General features: G+C 72.8%; 16 protein-coding genes, 1 tRNA gene and 2 pseudogenes. 8 read left to right on the top strand and 11 right to left on the bottom strand.

From position 1 onward, the window contains the following. The first annotated feature begins 225 nt into the window (after positions 1-225). Both BMY89_RS21610 and BMY89_RS21615 read left to right on the top strand, forming a co-directional pair. Positions 226-897: a bifunctional DNA primase/polymerase gene (locus BMY89_RS21610; protein ID WP_092381866.1), complete on the top strand. Its 672-nt coding sequence runs from the start codon at positions 226-228 to the stop codon at positions 895-897. A 552-nt stretch (positions 898-1,449) separates the two neighbouring features. Then, entirely contained in the window at positions 1,450-1,707 is a 258-nt protein-coding gene (locus BMY89_RS21615; RefSeq protein WP_092381867.1) for a DUF3040 domain-containing protein, read from the top strand. A 26-nt stretch (positions 1,708-1,733) separates the two neighbouring features. Here BMY89_RS21615 and BMY89_RS21620 read toward each other — a convergent pair whose 3' ends face one another. From BMY89_RS21620 to BMY89_RS31570, 3 genes and pseudogenes are all read right to left on the bottom strand, one after another. After that, positions 1,734-2,708, bottom strand: a complete 975-nt coding sequence (locus tag BMY89_RS21620) for an SWIM zinc finger family protein (RefSeq protein WP_092381868.1) — start codon at positions 2,706-2,708, stop codon at positions 1,734-1,736. Further along, a pseudogene (locus BMY89_RS21625) lies at positions 2,705-4,849 on the bottom strand (DEAD/DEAH box helicase); the annotation flags it as partial. The gene BMY89_RS21620 and the pseudogene BMY89_RS21625, both read right to left, overlap by 4 nt. Positions 4,850-4,921: 72 nt before the next feature. Beyond that, positions 4,922-5,941: pseudogene (locus tag BMY89_RS31570) on the bottom strand (ATP-dependent helicase); the annotation flags it as partial. Positions 5,942-6,051: 110 nt separating this feature from the next. Between BMY89_RS31570 and BMY89_RS21630 the strand changes: the two are divergent. Both BMY89_RS21630 and BMY89_RS21635 read left to right on the top strand, forming a co-directional pair. Next, entirely contained in the window at positions 6,052-6,921 is an 870-nt protein-coding gene (locus tag BMY89_RS21630; RefSeq protein WP_092381870.1) for a carbohydrate kinase family protein, read from the top strand. Between the two features lie 219 nt (positions 6,922-7,140). Beyond that, a complete protein-coding gene (locus tag BMY89_RS21635; RefSeq protein ID WP_092381871.1) occupies positions 7,141-7,347 on the top strand; it encodes a hypothetical protein in 207 nt (68 codons plus the stop codon). A 28-nt stretch (positions 7,348-7,375) separates the two neighbouring features. On the opposite strand, the gene BMY89_RS21640 is transcribed toward BMY89_RS21635, so the two are convergent. Beyond that, positions 7,376-8,521 carry a polysaccharide pyruvyl transferase family protein gene (locus tag BMY89_RS21640; RefSeq protein WP_092381872.1) on the bottom strand — a complete coding sequence of 382 codons (1,146 nt, stop codon included), beginning with the start codon at positions 8,519-8,521 and terminating at the stop codon, positions 7,376-7,378. 145 nt (positions 8,522-8,666) lie between these two features. On the opposite strand from BMY89_RS21640, the gene BMY89_RS30495 reads away from it, so the two are divergent. Continuing rightward, positions 8,667-9,092 (top strand): protein kinase family protein, encoded by a 426-nt coding sequence (locus BMY89_RS30495; protein WP_170147686.1) that lies wholly within the window; start codon positions 8,667-8,669, stop codon positions 9,090-9,092. Further along, complete coding sequence (locus tag BMY89_RS21645) at positions 9,017-9,601, top strand: phosphotransferase family protein (protein WP_170147685.1); 585 nt, start codon at positions 9,017-9,019, stop codon at positions 9,599-9,601. Before BMY89_RS30495 ends, BMY89_RS21645 begins: the two co-directional genes overlap by 76 nt. 28 nt (positions 9,602-9,629) lie before the next feature. On the opposite strand, the gene BMY89_RS21650 is transcribed toward BMY89_RS21645, so the two are convergent. Then, positions 9,630-10,433 carry an alpha/beta fold hydrolase gene (locus BMY89_RS21650; protein ID WP_092381874.1) on the bottom strand — a complete coding sequence of 268 codons (804 nt, stop codon included), beginning with the start codon at positions 10,431-10,433 and terminating at the stop codon, positions 9,630-9,632. Between the two features lie 227 nt (positions 10,434-10,660). Between BMY89_RS21650 and BMY89_RS21655 the strand changes: the two genes are divergently transcribed. Continuing rightward, the gene (locus BMY89_RS21655; protein ID WP_092381875.1) at positions 10,661-11,944 is read left to right on the top strand and encodes an ice-binding family protein; all 1,284 of its coding nucleotides are present in this window, start codon (positions 10,661-10,663) and stop codon (positions 11,942-11,944) included. 165 nt (positions 11,945-12,109) lie between these two features. Here BMY89_RS21655 and BMY89_RS21660 read toward each other — a convergent pair. The 6 genes from BMY89_RS21660 to BMY89_RS21685 all read right to left on the bottom strand — a co-directional run bounded on the left by BMY89_RS21660 (position 12,110) and on the right by BMY89_RS21685 (position 17,157). Beyond that, positions 12,110-12,184, bottom strand: a tRNA-Val gene (locus BMY89_RS21660). An 86-nt stretch (positions 12,185-12,270) separates the two neighbouring features. Beyond that, complete coding sequence (locus BMY89_RS21665; RefSeq protein ID WP_092381876.1) at positions 12,271-12,735, bottom strand: peroxiredoxin; 465 nt, start codon at positions 12,733-12,735, stop codon at positions 12,271-12,273. Positions 12,736-12,792: 57 nt separating this feature from the next. Further along, entirely contained in the window at positions 12,793-13,230 is a 438-nt protein-coding gene (locus BMY89_RS21670) for a DUF3052 domain-containing protein (protein WP_092381877.1), read from the bottom strand. 111 nt (positions 13,231-13,341) lie between these two features. Continuing rightward, positions 13,342-15,798 (bottom strand): thiamine pyrophosphate-dependent enzyme, encoded by a 2,457-nt coding sequence (locus BMY89_RS21675; protein WP_408631996.1) that lies wholly within the window; start codon positions 15,796-15,798, stop codon positions 13,342-13,344. A gap of 368 nt (positions 15,799-16,166) precedes the next feature. Then, the gene (locus tag BMY89_RS21680; RefSeq protein WP_092381879.1) at positions 16,167-16,646 is read right to left on the bottom strand and encodes a MarR family winged helix-turn-helix transcriptional regulator; all 480 of its coding nucleotides are present in this window, start codon (positions 16,644-16,646) and stop codon (positions 16,167-16,169) included. A gap of 106 nt (positions 16,647-16,752) precedes the next feature. Continuing rightward, positions 16,753-17,157 carry a YjbQ family protein gene (locus tag BMY89_RS21685; RefSeq protein ID WP_170147684.1) on the bottom strand — a complete coding sequence of 135 codons (405 nt, stop codon included), beginning with the start codon at positions 17,155-17,157 and terminating at the stop codon, positions 16,753-16,755. Positions 17,158-17,429: 272 nt separating this feature from the next. On the opposite strand from BMY89_RS21685, the gene aceE reads away from it, so the two are divergent. Beyond that, complete coding sequence (gene aceE / locus BMY89_RS21690; protein ID WP_092381881.1) at positions 17,430-20,174, top strand: pyruvate dehydrogenase (acetyl-transferring), homodimeric type; 2,745 nt, start codon at positions 17,430-17,432, stop codon at positions 20,172-20,174. Position 20,175 lies beyond the last annotated feature (1 nt).

A 20,175-nucleotide genomic window follows, 5' to 3' on the forward strand; every position in this document is an offset into this window, starting at 1 on the left:
GAGCCCTGGCCAGGAGCCGGGGGCCGATCCGCGGGCGCGGTGATCCGTCCGTATCAGGTTTCCGCTGGTCGCACAGGAAGTGCGTCAGCCGTCCGGCCGATCCTCGTACTTTTCGTGCAAGTTGCATCGGCCACTTTGTCAAATCAACGATCGCCGTCTACGGCAGTGACGGTGCTCGACGTACGAGCTGACGCCGGCCAACTCCGGCGAGGGGAGATGGCACCAATGTGGGGGAATGTCGGACCGCACGTGGCACGGCTGTCGCCGTTGGAACGGGTACGACTGCGCCGGGTCGCGGTCCGGTACGCCATGCACGGCTGGGAGGTGACCCCCGGTGCCTGCCTGGCGCGTAGCCGCTTCGTCTGCGGGCGGGCCGGCTGCCCGACCGTCGGCTGCCATCCCGCCCTGGAGGACTGGGAGCACGCGGCCAGCGCCGATCCGGCCCGGGTGGCGAACTGGTGGCGGACCCGTCCGTACGGCGTACTGCTGCCCACCGGCCGCTCCTTCGACGTGCTGGAGGTCCCCGCCCACCTCGGCAGGTCGGTCCTGGACGCGGTGCGGGCCCACCCCGTCGGTCCGGGCGTACGCGGGCCGGTGCTGGTCACCCCGACCGGGCGGTGGATGTTCCTGGTCCGGCCGGGTGACCCGCTGCGGCCCGAACTGGAGCACTGTCTGCACGTGGTGCGGCACGGGCCCGGCTCGTGGGTCCCGGCACCGCCCACCCGACTGCCCGAGGGGCAGGTCCGCTGGGCGGTGGCGCCGGAGCAGGCCCGCTGGCAGCTACCGGACTCCTACCTGCTGCAGAACACCCTGGTCGACGCGATGCGCGTCGCCGGGATCACGCTGACCTCGGCGCTGGTCCCCGGTCACCTGCCGCTGCCCCGCCGGGGTCGCTGATCGGCCGCACGGCCGTCCGGTGCCAGCCGGTCGGCCGGCGGTTGCGCGCCGGGAGGACCGCAACGCCGAACACCGGGGACAGAAAGCCGGCAGCGACCGGCGGCGCCGGGCGCTCGTTGAGCCCTACGACGGCGCACCAGCGCCGGGAGCGGGGATCACATGTCCACCGACGACACCAGACACCACCACGGCGGGGCCGAGCCGCCCCGGCGACACCAACCCGGCCGCCGCCCGACAGCCACCCGGCCGCCGGGTGTCCGGCCCGGACGACCTCGGCCGTCCGGCACCCGTCCGGCGATCACCCACCGTCCGGCCCGCTGGCGCTGAGCTGCCGGACCACGATCGTCGGGCCGCCGCCCACCAGACGGACAAACCTCGCAAGACCGCGTCCCGGGGCCGCCACGCACCGGCGGTGACGAACCCGCCGACCGATCCGGTGCGCAGGGCCTCTCGCTCTTCCCGACGAGCAAAGTAGCAGCAGGGAGAGCGCGTGAGTCCGCACCACAGCGGGTATTCCGCCGCGCCGTTGCTGAACGCGTGAGGGGGAGGCACATGCTCAGCAAAGAGGATCAGCGCAGATTTGAGCAGATCACCCGCCACCTGCGGGAAAGTGACCCGGCGTTCTACGCCCGGCTCGATCATCGGGCCCGGATCCGACGCGGCCGGTGGCTGTTGTTGATGACCATCGTGCTCTGGGCGGCGCTGCCGGCGACGACCGTGCTCGCCGGACGACTGGCGGGTGCGATCTTCGCGGTGGTGTTGCTGACCAACGCGGCGCTCATGTGGCGCTTCCGGCAACGCTGGCTCTGACCGCCGCCAGCGGGGCAGGGACGTGGCTACTCGCCGAGCTGACGGTAGGCGTGCCGCAGTCGCTCGGCCAGACCGGGCCCGCCGATGGCTGGCGCGGGAGCACCGAGCTGCCGCAGCAGCAGGTCCGGGCGGCTGGTCAGGCTGGGCGGACGGTCCGGCAGCGGAACGGGCGGCAGCCAGAATCGGTCGACCGCCTCGGCCAGGGGCGCGGCGGGCAGGTTGGCGAGGGCCCGCGCGGCGCCCGCGGCCGGGACATCGGCCTCGCGGTGACCGGGCGACGTCGGGTGGCGCTCGCGACCGTCGTCGGGGGCATCGGATTCCGGCGTGGGTGACGGACCGGTGCCCGATCGCGGTTCCGGCAGCTCGCCCGCAACGACGCCCGGTTCGGGTGCCGAGCCCACCGCGCGCAGTTCGCGTAGCCGGGAGAGCAGTTGCGCCCGGCTACGACCACGCCAGTGCAGCAGCGTGAACGGGTCCGCGTCGAAGGACTCGGCGAGCAGATAGAAGGTGGCGGCGAGGTGCTTGCAGGGCACTGCCGCATCCGGGCACGAGCAGCGCTGCCTCAGCTCCGTCACGGCAGCGGGAAACAACGGCGCTCCGACGCCCGCGAACAACTCCTCCAACTCGGCCGGTAGGTCGCCGGCGAGCAGCCGGGCGCTGAAGAACGCCTGGGCGGCCAGCTCCGCCTCGATCCGCGCCCACAGCCGCGCCGGGAAGGGCGGCAGTGCCACCTGGATCTGGTACGGCCGGGGGCGGGAACCCTGCACGACGGCCCGTACCACTCCCGGGTTGACGTCGAGGCTCACCACCTGGCCGGCGCGGGCGTACGCCCGGCCCCGGGTCAGCCGGGTGCCGAGCGCGAACGACTCCAGCACCTCCAGGAACCGGCGGGACCACCAGGAGACCCCGATCGCGCCACGGGTGCTGCGGGCTCGCAGGCCGCCGTCGACCCGGCGCGGCCGTCCGTAGTCGGCGAACCTGCCACCGCTGTCGGCGCTCACTGCGCCACCGCTCCCGCCTCCAGGCTGAACAGTTCACGCAGTTGACCGGTGGACAACTCGGTGACCCACTGTTCGCCGGAGCCGACGACCGACGCGGCCAGGCCGCGTTTGTCGGCGATCAGCGCGGCCACCTTCTCCTCCACCGTGCCGGCGCAGACGAACTTGCGGACCTGCACCCGGCGGCGCTGACCGATCCGGAAAGCCCGGTCGGTGGCCTGGTCCTCCACCGCCGGGTTCCACCACCGGTCGACGTGCACCACGTGGTTCGCGGCGGTCAGCGTCAGCCCCGTCCCGCCGGCTTTGAGGGACAGGACGAACAGCGCGGGGCCACCATCGGACTGGAACCGGGCCACCATGGCGTCGCGGTCGGCCTTGTTGACGCCGCCGTGCAGGAACAGCACCTCGCGGCCGAACCGGGCCGACAGGTGCCCCCGCAGCATTCCACCGAACTCCGCGTACTGGGTGAACAGCAGGGCCTTCTCCCCCGCCGCCAGCACCTCGTCGAGGACCTCCTCCAGCCGGGCCAGCTTGCCGGAGCGCCCGTCCAGCGACGAGCCGTCACGCAGGAACTGCGCGGGGTGGTTGCAGACCTGCTTGAGCCGGGTCATCGTGGCCAGCACCAGGCCGCGCCGCTCGATGCCGTCGCTGGACTCGATGCGGGCCAACATCTCGTCGACGACCACCCGGTAGAGCGCGGCCTGCTCGGCGGTGAGGTTGCAGAAGACCTCCATCTCCAGCTTCTCCGGCAGATCCGAGATGATCGTCGAATCGGTCTTCAACCGGCGCAGCACGAACGGGCCGGTGATCCGGCGCAGCCGCTCGGCGGTCTCGGAGTCGCCGTGCCGCTCGATCGGCTCGGCGAACCGCTTACGGAACGTGGCCGCCGGGCCGAGCAGACCCGGATTGGCGAACTGCATGATGGACCAGAGGTCGGCCAGCCGGTTCTCCACCGGCGTACCGGTCACCGCGATCCGGTGCCGGGCGGGCAACGCGCGGACCGCCTCGGCCTGCCGGGTGGCGGCGTTCTTGATGGCCTGCGCCTCGTCCAGCACCACCCGATGCCAGTCGATGCCGGCCAGGTCCGCCGCGTCTCGGGCGGCCACCGAGTACGTGGTCAGCACCAGGTCCGCCGCGTGCACGGCGGTCACGAAGCCCTCCCCCCGCGCCCGCTGCGCACCATGGTGCACGTGTACGCGCAACTCCGGCGTGAACCGCGCGGCCTCCCGCTGCCAGTTGCCGACCAGCGACATCGGACAGACCAGCAGGGTCGGACCGGCCTGCGTCGGGTCGGCCGCCAGCAGGGCCAGCAGCTGCACCGTCTTGCCCAGTCCCATGTCGTCGGCGAGCACCCCGCCGAGCCCCAGCGACTGGAGGAACGCCAGCCAGGCCAGCCCTCGCCGCTGGTACGGCCGCAGCGTGCCCTGGAAGGAGGGCGGCTCCTGCAGCGGAGCGAGCCGGCGGTCCACCGCCCCGGCGAGCAGGTCGCCCAGCTGGCCGTCGGCGGTCACCTCCAGCACCGGCAGGGCGTCCGGCTGCTCGGCGTCGGCAAGCCCGAGCCGCAGCAGGTCGACGACGGTCAGCTCGCCGGTGGAGCGCAGCAGCCGCAGACCGGTCGCGAGCCGCTTCTGGTCCAACTCGACCCAGCGCCCGCGCAGCCGCACCAGCGGAGTCTTCAACTCCGCCAGGCGGGCCAGTTCGTCGGAGGTCAACGGCTCGTCGCCCAGGGCCAGTTCCCAGCGGTAGTCGACCAGGGCATCCAGCCCGACCCGGTCGGCCGGCCCGGCGACAGTGCCGGGCGCGGTCCGGGAGCTGGCCCGCAGCCGCGCTCCGAGCCGCGAGGCGGGCCGCCGCCACCAGGATGGCAGCAGCACCGTGAAGCCGGCCGCGTGCAGCGTCGGCGCGCCCTCGCGCAGGAACCGGTGCGCGCCCTCGGCGTCCAGCTCCAGCCGTTGCGGTGTCGCGGTACGCAGCGCCGCGTCCAGCTCCGGCCAGAGGCGGCTGGCCCGGCCCAGTTCGGCCAGCAACGTCTCCTGCGGCTGGTCACCGAAGGCGTCGACGTCCTCGCCCCGCCACACCTGGCCCGCGTCGACGTGCCGGCCCGGCCCGTCGCTGGTGCGCAGTCCGAACTCCACCCGCCACCCCTGCGGCGCCGGGGCGAGGGCGTCGGGGTCGGCCGGTACCACGGTCAACGGCGCGGTGATCTCGTCGGAAGGCGGCTCGACCAGCCGGAAGCTGGCCCGCACCGCACCGCCGGCGGCGTCGCGCTGCCAGGCGTCCAGCTCGGACCGCAGGGCGCGCAGCGCCGCCGGGTCGGCGGTGAACTCGCGGTGCGGCCCGGTCAACACGTTCAGCCACGCCGTCACCGCACCGTTCGGTCGCACCCCCCTGGCCAGCGTGGCCGGTGGCAGTGCCGCTCGCACGGCGGCGTCGGTGAGCGCGTCGAGCCCCGCCGCGACCAGCGGCCCCGGCGCCTCGGTGGAACCGGCCACCATCGCGGGCAGATCGGTCTCGACGACCGCCCGGGCGGCCGGTGGCAGAGCCAGCGCCAGTGACCGGGCCCAGGCGGCGTCCGTGCCGGTGAGCAGCGGTCGCCACACCGCACAGGCGCGCGTTCCGCCGTCGGTCGCAACGGCGGCCCTCGCCGGGACGGCGCGGCGGGCCGGGGCAGCACCGGGGGCCCGATCCGCGACGCCGGTCGAGAAAGCGACGCCGGCCCGGCCGGCAGCGGATGCCGAGGCGTTGTGGGCCGACCGGGTGGCTGTGCCGGCATCGGCGAGGCCGGGCAGGACGCGGCCCCGGGCGGCCAGGTCGACGGCGAACGCGGCCAGCTCGACCAGGTGCCGCAGGCTCGCGCCGGGCGCGGCGGCCAGCCCGTCGAGGGTACGCAGCAACGACAGGGCGGCGTCCGGGGCGTACGCCAGCACGGGAACCCGCCAGCCGGCCAGGGTGACCGGGCCACGGACCGGTGCCACGGCGGCGGTCCGGATCAGCTCCGGCGAGTCCAGCGGCGAGCCGGCCCGGGTGGGCAGGCGCAGCAGCACGGTGCCCAGACCGGTCGGTTCGGCGGTTTCGGCCAGCAGCGCGACCAGCGCCGGGTGCCCGGCGGCGAACGGGTGCGGGCGGTCCCGGGGTGCGCGGCCCGGTCGGCGCGGCGCGTGCGGCGCCAAAGTGCTGTCCTCGGCCCAGACGATCAGGCCGGGGCCCGGCAGCCACATCCCGTGGACGACCAGCACGCACTCCCCCTCCGAAGGAAGGGCCCCTTGTTAACGCCTGGGGTAGAGCAGGGGCCCCCTATTAACACCCGGGCCAGGATAGGCGGCGCCGGCCGACTACCGTCGGCGCCATGTACGACCTTCTGGTGATCGGCGGACTCGGTGTCGACGTGCGGGTCCGGGTGCCCGGGATGCCGCTGCCGGTGGTCGACTCCGTCACCGTCGAGCCGATCGACCTGCGCGTCGGCAACACGGGTGCCGGGGTGGTCCTCGCCGCGCATGCCATCGGGCTGCGGGTGGCGGTCGTCGACACCGTGGGCGCGGACCCGCCCGGTGACGTCGTCCGGACGGCGCTGGCCCGGGCCGGCGTACCCGCGGTGCTGGCCGACGATCCGGCGGGCACCCGCCGGTCGGTGAACCTCGTCGACCCCGACGGGCGGCGGATGTCGCTGTACGACCCCCGGCCCTCGGTCGGGCCGCCGCCGTTCACCGCCACGCGGCTCGCGGCGCTGGCCGGGGACACCAGCCACGTTCACCTGTCCATCATGGGCTGGGTGCGGGATCTGCTACCCGACCTCGGTGACGTGCTGGGCGAGGGGGTGGGCACCTCCACCGACCTGCACGACTGGGACGGGCGCAACCCGTACCATCGCCCGTTCGCCGAGGTCGCCGAGCTGGTGCTGGTCAGCGGCACCGCGCTGGGCCATCGGGCGGACCAGCTGGCCGCCGCGCTGGCGCCGCGCCCGGTGCTGGTCACCCGGGGGGCCGACGGCGCCGACCTGTATCTCGGCGGCACGCTCAGCCGGGTGCCGGCCGCCACGCCGCCCGGACCGGTGATTGACACCAACGGCGCCGGGGACGCCTTCACCGCCGGCATGGTCGCGGCCCGGTCGCGGGGCGCGACATGGGCGGAAGCAGCCGGCTACGCCACGCGCGTCGCGGCGGCCGCCTGCACCCACGACGGCATGGAGTACCCACCGGGCCTGCTCCCCCGCGACTGACCCCCTCCCCCCTCCCCCTCCCCCTGCCCCCTCCCCCCTGCCGCAGTGTTGATCAAGAAGTTTGCGTCTGGATCCGGCCGGATTCCGACCAGAACTTCTTGATCAACGCAGGTCAGCGGTGGGCAGCGGTGGGCAGCGGTGGGGTGGGTGGGGCATGTTGTGGGGGTCGGGGTGGTGGTTGATCCTGCGGGCCGGCGGCGGGCGCGGCAGGATGGGCGCATGGCATCCTCGGTTGAGATTCCGCTGGTGGGCGGCGCGGCCGACGGCGAGCACATCACCGTCGAGCTGGACCCGCACGGCCGACCCCCGCTGACCCACCATCACCTGGGGCCGGAGGGCCTGGCGGCGGCCGACATCTACGAGCTGGAGTCGACCGACGCCGAACGCCAGCAGTGGCGCTACCGCTGGCGGGGCCCGGCGGTCTGAACACAGGTGGCTGACCGTCACGCCCCCGTCAGGCGCCGACCTCGACCAGGGATCGGTTGCGCAGGCTGTCCAGCACCGCCCTGGTGACCTGCGAGGTGCCCCGGGCTTCGTCGCACACCTGGGCGACCCGCCGGGCGGTGGTCTCGGCCCGCTGGTCGCGTTCGTCCCACAGCTGGTCCACCTCCGCCAGCAGCGGGCCCTCCACCTCCCGCTCCACGCCGCGCAGCGCCGGCACACCCAGACGCTGCGCCAGGTCGAAGACCTTGCCGGCGTACGGCAGGGGCAGAAACGGTGTGCCCATCATCGCGGCGAAGATCAGGAAGTGCAGCCGCATGCCGACCGCGAGGTCGAAGTGGCGCATCAACCCGAGCACCTGCTGCGGCGAGTAGGTGCCGTGCAGGATTCGCCCCCGCTCCGCGGCGATCATGTGGGACAGCACGCCGTGCGAGTGCCGGATGTCGTCGCGCTCCATCGGCACGAACAACACGTGCGCGTCGATCCGGTGCACCAGGAAGTCGCCGATCTGGGCCAGCAGCCGGTGGTACCCGTCCACATCGAGGCGCTCCGCCGCCCGGCCCGGCTCCCGCACACTCATTCCGACCAGCCGCTTACCGTCCGGCACCCCCTCGGAGCGCAGCAGGTGCGCCGGGAAGTCCTCCGGTTCCAGCAGGAACGCCGGGTCGGCGGTGACGGTGATCGGGTTGAGCAGACCGGCCTCCTCCAGCACCATCCGCGACTCCTGGTCGCGTACGGTCACCTGGGTCGCGCCGGCCAGCGTCTCGCGGACCATGCCGGTGTCCACCATCTCGCTGAGCGGTCCGACGCCGACGGCGTACGTCAGCAGCGGCAGTCCCCGCTCCTGCGCGACCCGGACGACCCGCAGATAGCGGCGCGCCTCCTTGTCGTAGAGGATGCCGCCGCCGCCCAGGATCAGCAGGTCGAGTTGGGACAGCACGAGGGCGGAGTCGGTACGGCTGACCCCCTCCCACGGCACGGCCTCCACGTCCGGGTGGGCCAGCGCGGTGTGCTCCGGGTTCCGCGAGAACACGATGATGCGGGCATGTGGCTCCTGCTGCCGCAGGTCGGTCAGCAGGCCGGTGAGGATGGCCTCGTCGCCCAGGTTGCGTCCGCCGTACGAGCCGAGCACGCCAATGGTCAGTCCGGCACGAGTCATCGTCGCTCCTCCCCAGGTGCGTCCGCCTCGACGTTTCCCCGCTGCACCGGCGAACAGTCCCCAGTCGCCGGGCTGACCTGGGTGGATCGGACGGCACGGCAGAAAGGGGTTGCTCGCCGGGCACGGGGCGCGGAGTTTGGACGACATGCAGGTGACCACGAAGAACCGGCTGCGCTGGGCCGAGTTGCCCCATGATGTCCGGTCTGCGGTGGAGGAGATCCTCGGCGACCGGGTGGTCGAGGCGGTGTCCCAGTCGGGTGGCTACTCGCCGGGCACCGCCGACCGGATCCGTACCGCCAGCGGCCGCCGGGCCTTCGTCAAGGCCGTCAGCCCAGCGCAGAACCCGGACACCCCGACCATGCACCGCGCCGAGGCGCGGATCACCGCGGCCCTGCCCGGGTACGCCCCCACGCCCCGGCTGCTCGGTTGCCATGACGACGGCCACTGGGTGGCGTTGGTCCTCACCGACGTCGACGGGCGGCACCCGGTCACCCCGTGGCGCGTCCACGAGTTGGAGGCGGTGCTGGCCGCGCTGGAGCGGATGTCCGCCACGCACACCCCAGCCCGCTGACCCAGGTGCCACCCGTCGCCGAACTGCTGGCCGGGGACTTCACCAGCTGGCGGCGGGTTGCCGACGACCCGCCGGCCGACCTCGCCCCCTGGGCGCGGGCGCACCTCGACGAACTCTGCGCCTGGGCGGACCGGGGCCTCGCCATGCTGACCGGCGACACCCTCTGCCACGTGGACGTGCGCGCCGACAACCTGCTCATCGACGCGACCGGCGGCGTCACCGTGGTCGACTGGCCGTGGGCCGCGCGCGGTCCGGCCTGGCTGGACACCGCGATGCTGCTGCTCGACGTACGCCTGCACGGCGGGCACGACACCGAGGCGCTGCTACGCCGGTTGCCGCTCACCGCCGCCGACCCCGACGCGGTGACCGGCCTCTACGCCGGGCTGGCCGGCTTCTTCACCGACCGAGCACGCCGGCCACCGCCGCCCGGCATCCGCACCCTCCGCGCGTTCCAACGCGCCCAGTCCGACGCCCTGCTGTCGTGGCTGGCCGAGCGGCTGGGCGCCTGACCGGCCGCGCCACCGGCCGCGCTCCCGTTCAGGGGGTCGGTGCCGACGGCAGGGTATGGGTGAGGAAAGGCAGCACCGCGGCGGGCAGGGCCGGCGAGTCGACGATGTCGTAGTGGGTGAGGCCGGGCAGCACGGCCAGCCGAGAGGCAGGGCGACCGGCGCCGTCCCAGGCACCGTCGCGCTGCCCGCCGCCGAGCAGGCCGAAGAACTCCACCATGTGGCCGGTACGGATGGAGTCGGCGTCGGCGAAGACCAGCAGCGTCGGCGTGGTGACCGTGGCGACCTCCGGCGACCAGTCGTACTCGCGGCGCAGCAGCTCACCGGTCTTCGCCCAGAGCCGTGGCCAGTCCTGCGGGCGGGGCGCGACCTGCTGGTAGAGCTGCTCCGGCGGGGTGCCCCGCATCCGCTCACCGGCCGCCTCGGCGGGCTCGGGCATGCCGGCGAGCACGTCGGAGAACCAGCCCTGCCGCCGGCACGGCGCGGAGACCACCACCAGCCGGCGCAGCAACCGCCGGTGCTGGATCGCCATCCGCAGGGCCACCCCGCCGCCGAGGGAGAAGCCCAACACGTCGGCCTCTCGCAGGTTGAGGTGGACGATCAGCGCGGCCACGTCGTCGGCCATCGACTCGTACCGCAACGGCCGGTCGACGTCGGCGGTACGCCCGTGGCCCTGCAGGTCGACGCTGATCACCTGGCGCCGCCCCGCCAGCGCGGGCCGGATCGCGGCGAACGTCTCCACCGCCCCGAACCCGCCGTGCAGCAGCACCAGCGGCCGGCCCGAGCCGTGCGTCTCGTACCACAGCCGTACCCCGTTGACCTCTGCGTAACCCACCCGTTTCCTCCCGCCGCCGGCCGATCCGATGGAGATCATCCTGCACCGACCTCAGGGCCGCGACTGCCGCCACACAGCCGACCATCGTTCACTTTGTCCCATTTTCACCACTTATGTCAGCCCAACGTGATGTGGTGGTCAGCGCACGAGATGTGTCAACAGTGCGGCTTGAGGCAGGAGCGACTCACGGGGCGCCTTCTGCGAGCGGGATCCATGGAGGGTGTTCTGTGACAGTTAATCCAAATCGTCGCCTAAGGCGGGCGATACTGCCGGCGCTGGCGGCTTCCGCAGCCGCCGCTCTGGCCGCCACCTTGCTGGTCCTCAATGCGACCGCGGCCAGGGCACAGGACGCGCCGGTCAATCTGGGGACGGCGATCGACTTTTCCGTACTGGCCGGGGCCGAGCCCACCAATACCGGCCCGAGCTTCCTGGGCCAGAGCCTCGGCAGGTTCCCGGGCAACACCGCGTCGGGCTTCGAGACCGCCACCATCGGCGGCGAAGTCCACCTCGGCGACGCGGTCGCTCTACAGGCCCAGAGCGACCTCACGACGGCCTACAACGACGCCGCCGGCCGGACCCCGTTCACCAACCTTCCGGCGGAACTGGGCGGCAACACCCTCAACGCCGGGGTCTACCGGATCGGGGCGGCCCAGCTGACCGGGACACTGACGCTCAACGGGCAGGGCGATCCGGCGGCCGTGTTCATCTTCCAGGTCGACTCCGCGTTGACCACGGCGTCGAACAGCAGCGTCGTGCTGATCAACGGCGCGTCGGCCTGCAACGTGTTCTGGCAGATCGGCAGCTCGGCGACGATCGGCACGGGTACCACGTTCCTGGGCACCATCATGGCCCAGGCCTCGATCACGATGGCCACGGGCGCCACGCTCCAGGGCCGGGCGTTGGCGCGGACCGCCGCCGTCACCCTCGACACCAACGTCATCACCGCACCCGTGTGTGCCGGCCCGACCGGACCGCCGGGACCGACCGGACCACCCGGACCCACGGGCGAACCCGGACCGACCGGCGCACCCGGACCGACCGGCGGACCCGGACCGACCGGCGCGCCCGGACCGACCGGCGGACCCGGACCGACCGGCGCGCCCGGACCGACCGGCGGACCCGGACCGACCGGCGCACCCGGACCGACCGGCGGACCCGGACCGACCGGCGCGCCCGGACCGACCGGCGCACCTGGTGCACCGGGTAGTCCCGGAGCACCCGGAAGTCCCGGCGCACCGGGCAGCCCCGGAGCACCGGGCAGCCCGGGAGCACCAGGAGCACCAGGCAGCCCCGGCGCACCCGGAAGTCCCGGCGCACCCGGCAGCCCCGGCGCACCCGGCAGCCCCGGAGCACCAGGCAGCCCCGGAGCGCCCGGCAGCCCTGGCGGCCGCAAGATACTGCCGGTGACCGGTGGTGGCCTGATCCCGGCCGTGACGGGCACGGGAGCTGTGATGGTCGCCCTCGGCGGACTCATGCTCTTCCTCGCCCGACGTCGGACCCGCGAGTCCTGATCGGAGAAGCCCGGCCGGCGATCGCCGGCCGGGCTTTCCGTCGTCCGGGGCGCATGACCGGGCCAAGGGACGCGGTGCCACACGCTCGGACTGGCGGCACAGGGGTTCTCCGAGTGCGGCAGCCCGGGATCTGATCTCCGGGCCGTCGTCGGTGCTGGTGGTGTGTGGTGGGCGCGGCAGGTTTCGAACCTGCGACCCCTCGCTTGTAAGGCGAGTGCTCTCCCGCTGAGCTACGCGCCCGGAACGCCGTACGGCGGACCGGCGGTTGGCAAGCTTACCCTGCCAGCTGTCGGCATCGCCGGACGGTCGCATCGGTTGGGACCGGGTCAGGCCGTGGCCTCCGCCAGGGCCTTGCGCCAGCCCTGCTGATCGCGGGACTCGCCCGGCATGTTCATCTCGGCGAAGCGGACCACGCCGGTCTTGTCGATGACGAAGGTACCCCGGTTGGCGATGCCGGCGACCTCGTTGAAGACCCCGTACGCCGTGGCGACCGCACCGTGCGGCCAGAAGTCGGACAGCAGCGGGAACTGGTAGCCCTCCCGGTCCGCCCAGATCTTGTGGGCGTAGACCGAGTCGACGCTGACGGTCAGCACCTGGACGTCGTCGTTGACGTACTCGTTGAGGTTGTCCCGCACCTCGCACAGCTCGCCCTGGCACACGCCGCTGAAGGCCAGCGGATAGAAGACCAGCAGGACGGTACGACGACCGCGGAAGTCGGCGAGCCGAACCTCCTGGTTGTTCTGGTCCTTCAACAGGAAGTCGGGCGCCTCGGCGCCAACCTCGACTGGCATGCGTACTCCTCGGATCGGGATGGGATGGGCCGGTGCCGCTCAGCACGGGCGGGTGGGCTACTTCTTGCCCTTCACGCCGCGACGCAGCACGAGGCGGCCACCGCTCCAGTCCTTGCCGGCGTTGATGGTGGAGGTCTGCTGGAGGCCGGCGGTGGGAGCGGACTCGGCGATCTCGCTCGGCTCGACGTGCCCCTCACGACCGGCCTTCGGGGTCAGCAGCCACACGACCCCGTTGTCGGCCAGCGGCCCGAGGGCGTCGACGAGGAGTTCGAAGAGATCACCGTCGCCGTCCCGATACCACACCAGCACCGCGTCGACCACCTCGTCGGTGTCCTCGTCGACCAACTCTCCACAACGGTCGGTCAGGGCGTCTCGGAGATCCTGGTCGACGTCATCGTCGTAGCCCATCTCCATGACGACCATCCCCGGCTCGATGCCGAACCGGTCCGCCAGGCTGCGTACCCCGTCAGCAGCCTGACCAGCGGTCGCGCTCACTGTCGCGTGCCTCCTCATCTCGTCCGAACCGCGGCGTCTGCTCGACGCCGTCACGCAAAGTCCACACAGTTGTGCCCTCCTGCGCAAGTGGCGCACCGGGTGGAACGAAATTTACCGTGCCAGCAGCGTACGGGCACCCTCGGTGATGGCCTCCTCGGACACCAGGACGTGGCGGGCAGCCGGACCCAGCGGCACAAATGAGTCAACTCCGGCCACTCGCCGTGCCGCACCGACATAGCCGGCGTCGACCAGGGCGGCGATGACGCCCTCGCCCACCCCGCCGGACCGGCGCGTCTCGTCCACCACCAGCACCCGGCCGGTCGCGGCGGCCTCCCGGATCAGGTCGGCGACCGGCAGCGGCGCGAGCCACCGCAGGTCGACCACCCGGCTGCCGATCCCCTCGTCGGCCAGCGCCGACGCCGCCCGCAACGACATCCGCACCCCGTTACCGAACGTGATGATGGTGACGTCCTCGGCCGAGCCAACGCCGTACACCCGAGCCCGTCCCACCGGCACGTGCCCGCCGGCCCACGCGCCCGGCTCGGAGTAGCCAGCCAGCCACTCGCCGTCACCGTCGGTGTAGAGGTCCCGGGTGTGGTAGAGCGCGATCGGCTCCAGGAAGACGCAGACGCTGCCGTCCACCGCCGCGCTGGCCAGGCAGGTCCGCAGCATCGCCGCCGCGTCGTCCGGCCGCGCCGGCACGGCGATCACCAGGCCGGGCACGTCCCGCAGTACGGCCACCGAGTTGTCGTTGTGGAAGTGCCCGCCGAAACCCTCCTGGTACGCCAGCCCGGCCACCCGCACCACCATCGGGTTGCGCAACGCCCCCTGGGAGAAGAAGCCCATGCTCGCCGCCTCGCCCCGCAGCTGGTCCTCGGCGTTGTGCAGGTACGCCAGATACTGGATCTCCGGCACCGGCAGCATCCCGGCCAGCCCCGCGCCGAGACCGAGACCGAGGATCGAGGTCTCGTCGAGCAACGTGTCGAAGACCCGTGCCACGCCGAACCGGTCGCGCAGGCCCTTGGTCACCCCGTAGACCCCGCCCTTGGCGGCGATGTCCTCGCCGAAGACGGCCATCTGCGGGTGGCTGAGCAACCCGTCGGTGAGCGCGGCGTTGATGCTCTGCGCGAGCGTGAACGGACCGGCCAGCTCGGGTGGCTTGCCGCCGAACGTCTCGGTCCGCGCTGCCGCCCCCGGACCGGCGGCCTGGGCGCCGGCGTCGGCGACCGCCCGGGCGACCCGCAGCGGACGCCGAGGCGCCAGCGGAGCGATCACCTCCGCCGGACTGGCCAGCTTCGGCTCGTCGAGCACCTCCTCGGCGATCCGGCGGACCTGCCAGCCGATCTCGTCGTACCGTTCCAGCAGCTCCGCGCCGCTGGCCAGACCCGCGTCGACCAGCCGCCGCGCGGTGGCGGCCACGGGGTCCCGGAGCACGTCGGCGGCGATCTCCCCGGCGCTGCGGTAGGCGCTCTCGGCGTCGGCGCCAGCGTGGCCCATCAGCCGGACCGTGGTCAGGTGCAGTACGGCCGGTCGCCGGTGTCGGCGTACCCAGGCCGCCGCCTCGACCGCAACCTGGTACGCCTCGACCAGGTCGGCCCCGTCGGCGGCGAAGTAGCGGATGCCCGGCTTCGACCGCAGCGCGGTCGCCACCCAGCCCTGCGGGGAGCGGACACTGATGCCCAGGCCGTTGTCCTCGCAGACGAACAGCACCGGGATCCGCAGGCCGGTGTGGTCGTACCAGCCGGCGGTGTTGAAGGCCGCGGTGGCGCTGGCGTGGTTGATCGAGGCGTCGCCGAAGGAGCAGACCACGATGGCGTCCGCCGCCCAGGGTGCCGGAGCCGGCGGCTCGCCGGGTTGGGCCGGGCCGCGCCGGGCCTCCTGCCGGCGCAACCGTTCCACCGCGAGGCCCATGCCGACCGCCCGGGGCAGGTGCGAGGCGATGGTGGAGGTGGTCGGCACCACGGCGAGGTCGGCGCGGCCGAAGACCTTGTGCCGGCCGCCGGCGATCGGCTCCTGGCTGGAGGCCACCATCCCGCGCAGCACGTCCCGCGCCGCGTCGGCGTAGGCCCCGGGCAGTGGCCGGCTCTCCGGCGCGGCGACGGGATCGACGCCGTCGCCATCGGCCGGCGTCGGGCCGGCCATCTCGACGTCCCGTCCCGTGCCGGTCGGCCCGTTCGCCGCCGGCACCCGGCCGCCGGGCGCGTCGGTGGAGAAGGCCGGTTCCACCCCGGGATGCGCGGCAGTGGACTCGTGAGCGGGAGACTCGTCGCTCGGGTCCGGCGCACCGGCGCTCGGGCCGGACGTGCCCGTACCGTCACCGTTCTCACCGCCGTTGTCGCTGGCGGCGGGAACCGCGCTGTCGCCGTGCTCGCTGTCGCTCGCACCGGCTTCACCGCCGATGCCTGCGCCGCCGCCGGCGTGGTCGGCGGCACGCTCGGCGGCGGCCCCGTCGGCGTGGTCGTCGGCGGTCTGGTCCGGGACCGGTGCCGCGACCGGTGCGACCGCCGCCGGGGCGGCGGACTGGGCGGCCCGGACGCAGTAGAACGCGCCGGAGCGGTAGTGCAGCAACGCCGGGTCGGTGGGCCGCAGGGCGGCCGCCACCGCGGCGTTGCCCTCGTGGCCGGCGGAGCTGATGGTGTAGTAGCCCTCACCGAAGCTGCGCAGCCAACGGCCGGCCAGGTCGAGTTGCCGGCTGGTGACCTGCGCGTCGAAGAGGTCCAGCAGTTGGGCACCGGTCAGCGGGGCACCGTCCGCCACCGGTCGCGCCGGATCGGCGCGTTGCTGCGGCGCGGCGAGCGCGGCCAGGGACTCCCGGAACCGGTCGTCGAGATCCTGCGGCGTGGTCACGTCCGACAGCATTACCGACCGACGCACGCATCGCACAGTCGAGGGTGTCTCGGGTACCGGAGCGCTCTCACGGTCGGCCCGTCACGTCGCTACGGCCCGCAGTCCTGCGGGCAGCCTCCGTCGGAGACCTTCCAGACCAGGTCACGCAGTACGGCCAGCTCCTCGGTGTCGAGCCCGGCCAGCAGCCGGCTGTCGGACAGCACCCGGTGTACCCGCTCGCGCATCAGCCGACCGGCGTCGGTCACCACCAGCGTCTTCTGTCGCCGGTCGGCCGGGTCGACCCGGCGTTCGACCAGCCCGGCCTGTTCCAGCTTGTCGACCAGGGCGGTGACGTTGGACCGGTCGCAGCGCAGCTGCTCGGCCAGGTCACGGGCGGGCAGCGGGCGGTCCGGGTCGAGTTGGTACAGCGCGCGGGCGACGGCGGGGGTCAGGCCCAGCGCGGCGATGTCGAGATCCTGGTGGTGCCGCAGCGCGGCGGCGACATGCATGATCCGGCGCACCGCGTCACCGGCCAGCCCGGGGCGGTCGGTCCGGTTCGGGACGACCGGGATGAGGGGTGGCCGCGACATGGTCACATCCTATGTTCGGCGTTCCCGGTGCAGCTCCGACGCCCGGCCGGGATCAGCCGGACCGACCGGGATCAGCCGATCAGCCGGACCGACCGGGATCAGCCGATCAGCCGGGCAGGAAGGAGAAGCGGACCTGCCGGGTGGTGTTGTCGCCGTTGGTGTCGACCAGGCAGACCGACTGCCAGGTACCCAGCGCCAGCCGACCGCCGAGCACCGGAAGCGTCGCGTACGGGGCGACGAACGCGGGCAACACGTGGTCGCGCCCGTGCCCCGGCGAGCCGTGCCGGTGTCGCCACCGCTCGTCGGTGGGCAGCACGGCGTCCAGCGCGGTGAGCAGGTCGTCGTCCGAGCCGGCACCGGTCTCGATGATGGCCACCCCGGCGGTGGCGTGCGGCACGAAGACGTGCAGCAACCCGTCGCCGGCGCCGGCGAGGAACTGCTCGGCCTCGGCCGTGATGTCGCGGACGGTCGGCCGCGAACCGGTCCGGACGGTGATCACCTCACTGCGCATACGTCCCATCCTGCCCCCACCGACCCCGGCCGTTCGAGATCCTGGTCCGGAAGTGCCCCTCGGGCGGTCCGGTACCAAGATCTCGTCGGACTCCCTGGGCTGGCCCCGCCGGGGGCTCCGCCAGGGCGGGCCCGGACGAGCCGGGCGGACATAGTTACTGGTGGGTACCTGTGTCGCGCGTCGCCCTTCCGCCGGGTGGACGTGACGCCGAGTGCCACGACGGGGCAGGATGGCGCTAGAGACCTATCCCACACACAACCGAGGGAACGCCTGTGGCTACGGAACGCAAGCGCCCGGTGATCACGGCCGGCCTACCGAGCCAGCTTCCGGACATCGACCCCGAAGAAACCAGCGAGTGGGTCGAGTCGCTCGACGGTGTCATCGACGATCGTGGCACCAAGCGGGCGCGTTACGTGATGCTGCGTCTGTTGGAGCGCGCCCGTGAGCGCCAGGTCGGCGTACCGTCGCTGACCACCACCGACTACCTCAACACCATCCCGCCGGAGCGCGAACCGTGGTTCCCCGGCGACGAGCACGTCGAGCGCCGGATCCGGGCGTACGTGCGGTGGAACGCGGCGATGTTGGTGCACCGCGCCCAGCGGCCGGAGATCGGCGTCGGCGGCCACATCTCCACCTTCGCCAGCTCCGCCTCGCTCTACGAGGTCGGCTTCAACCACTTCTTCCGGGGCAAGAGCCACCCGGGTGGCGGCGACCACATCTTCTACCAGGGCCACGCCTCCCCCGGCATGTACGCCCGGGCGTACCTGGAGGGCCGACTCAGCGAGAACCAGCTCGACGGCTTCCGGCAGGAGCTGTCGCACCCCGGCGGTGGCCTTCCCTCGTACCCGCACCCTCGGCTGATGCCGGACTTCTGGGAGTTCCCCACCGTCTCCATGGGGCTGGGCGGCCTGAACGCCATCTACCAGGCACGGTTCAACCGGTACCTCCAGCACCGGGGCATCAAGGACACCTCCGACCAGCACGTCTGGGCCTTCCTCGGTGACGGCGAGATGGACGAGCCGGAGACTCTCGGCGCGATCGGGGTGGCCGCCCGCGAGGAGCTGGACAACCTCACCTTCGTGATCAACTGCAATCTGCAGCGCCTGGACGGTCCGGTCCGCGGCAACGGCAAGGTGATGCAGGAGCTGGAAGCGTTCTTCCGGGGCGCCGGCTGGAACGTGATCAAGGTCGTCTGGGGCCGGGAGTGGGACCCACTGCTCGCCGCCGACACCGACGGTGCGCTGGTCAACCTGATGAACTCCACTCCCGACGGCGACTACCAGACCTACAAGGCGGAGTCCGGGGCGTACGTGCGGGAGCACTTCTTCGGCCGGGACGCGCGGACCCGCAAGATGGTCGAGGGGCTGACCGACGACGAGATCTGGAACCTCAAGCGGGGCGGTCACGACTACCGCAAGCTCTACGCGGCCTACAAGGCGGCGACGGAGCACACCGGCCAGCCGACGGTGATCCTGGCCAAGACGATCAAGGGTTGGACGCTCGGCTCGCACTTCGAGGGCCGCAACGCCACGCACCAGATGAAGAAGCTGACGCTGGAGGACCTGAAGACCTTCCGCGACCGCCTCTACCTCGACATCCCGGACTCGGCGCTGGAGGGGAACCCCTACCTGCCGCCGTACGTGCGCCCGGGCAAGGACTCCGAGGAGATGCAGTACCTGCACGAGCGGCGTCAGCAGCTCGGCGGCTACCTGCCCACGCGGCGGACGAACCACAAGTCCCTGAGCATCCCGGGTCCGGAGCGCTTCGCCGACGTCAAGCGGGGTTCGGGCAAGCAGAAGGTGGCCACCACGATGGCCTTCGTCCGCCTGCTCAAGGACCTGATGAAGGACAAGCAGTTCGGCAGGCGTTGGGTGCCGATCATCCCGGACGAGGCGCGCACCTTCGGGCTGGACTCGATCTTCCCGACCGCCAAGATCTACTCGCCGCACGGTCAGCGGTACACCTCGGTCGACCGGGAGCTGTTCCTGTCGTACAAGGAGTCGACCACCGGGCAGATCCTGCACGAGGGGATCAACGAGGCCGGCTCGGTCGCCTCGTTCACCGCCGCCGGCACCTCGTACGCCACCCATGACGAGCCGATGATCCCGATGTACATCTTCTACTCGATGTTCGGGTTCCAGCGCACCGGCGACGGCCTCTGGGCGGCGGCCGACCAGATGACCCGGGGCTTCCTGCTCGGCGCCACCGCCGGGCGCACCACCCTCAACGGCGAGGGCCTGCAGCACGAGGACGGGCACTCCCTGCTGCTCGCCGCCACCAACCCGGCGGTGGTCGCGTACGACCCGGCCTTCGCGTTCGAGATCGCGCACATCATGGAGAACGGCCTGCACCGGATGTACGGCGAGGAGCAGGAGAACGTCTTCTACTACCTCACGGTCTACAACGAGCCGATCCACCAGCCGGCGGAGCCGGAGGGCGTGGACGTCGAGGGGATCGTCAAGGGCCTGCACCGGTACGCCCCCGCGCCCTCGGTGGAGGGTGACGCGCCGCGAGCGAACGTGCTCGCCTCCGGCACCGGCATGCAGTGGGCGCTCAAGGCACAGCAGCTGCTCGCCCAGGACTGGGGGGTGGCCGCCGACGTCTGGTCGGTCACCTCGTGGACGGAGCTGCGCCGGGACGCGGTGGAGTGCGAGGCGTACAACCTCCTGCACCCGGGCGCGGAGCAGCGGGTGCCGTACGTGCAGCGCAAGCTGGCCGAGGCCGAGGGGCCGAAGGTCGCGGTGAGCGACTGGATGCGCGCGGTGCCGGACCTGATCTCCCGGTGGGTGCCCGGGGACTGGACCTCGCTGGGCACCGACGGCTTCGGGCTGTCGGACACCCGGCACGCGCTGCGCCGGCACTTCCACGTCGACGCCGAGTCGATCGCGGTCGCGACGCTGCGGCAGCTCGCCCTGCGCGGGGTGGTACCGGCCCACGTACCGGCCGAGGCGGCCAAGAAGTACGCCATCGACGACGTCAACGCCGCCCCGGTCGGCGAGACCGGCGGCGACAGCTAGC

This window comes from Micromonospora phaseoli (genome assembly GCF_900109115.1).
GTDB lineage: Bacteria > Actinomycetota > Actinomycetes > Mycobacteriales > Micromonosporaceae > Micromonospora > Micromonospora phaseoli.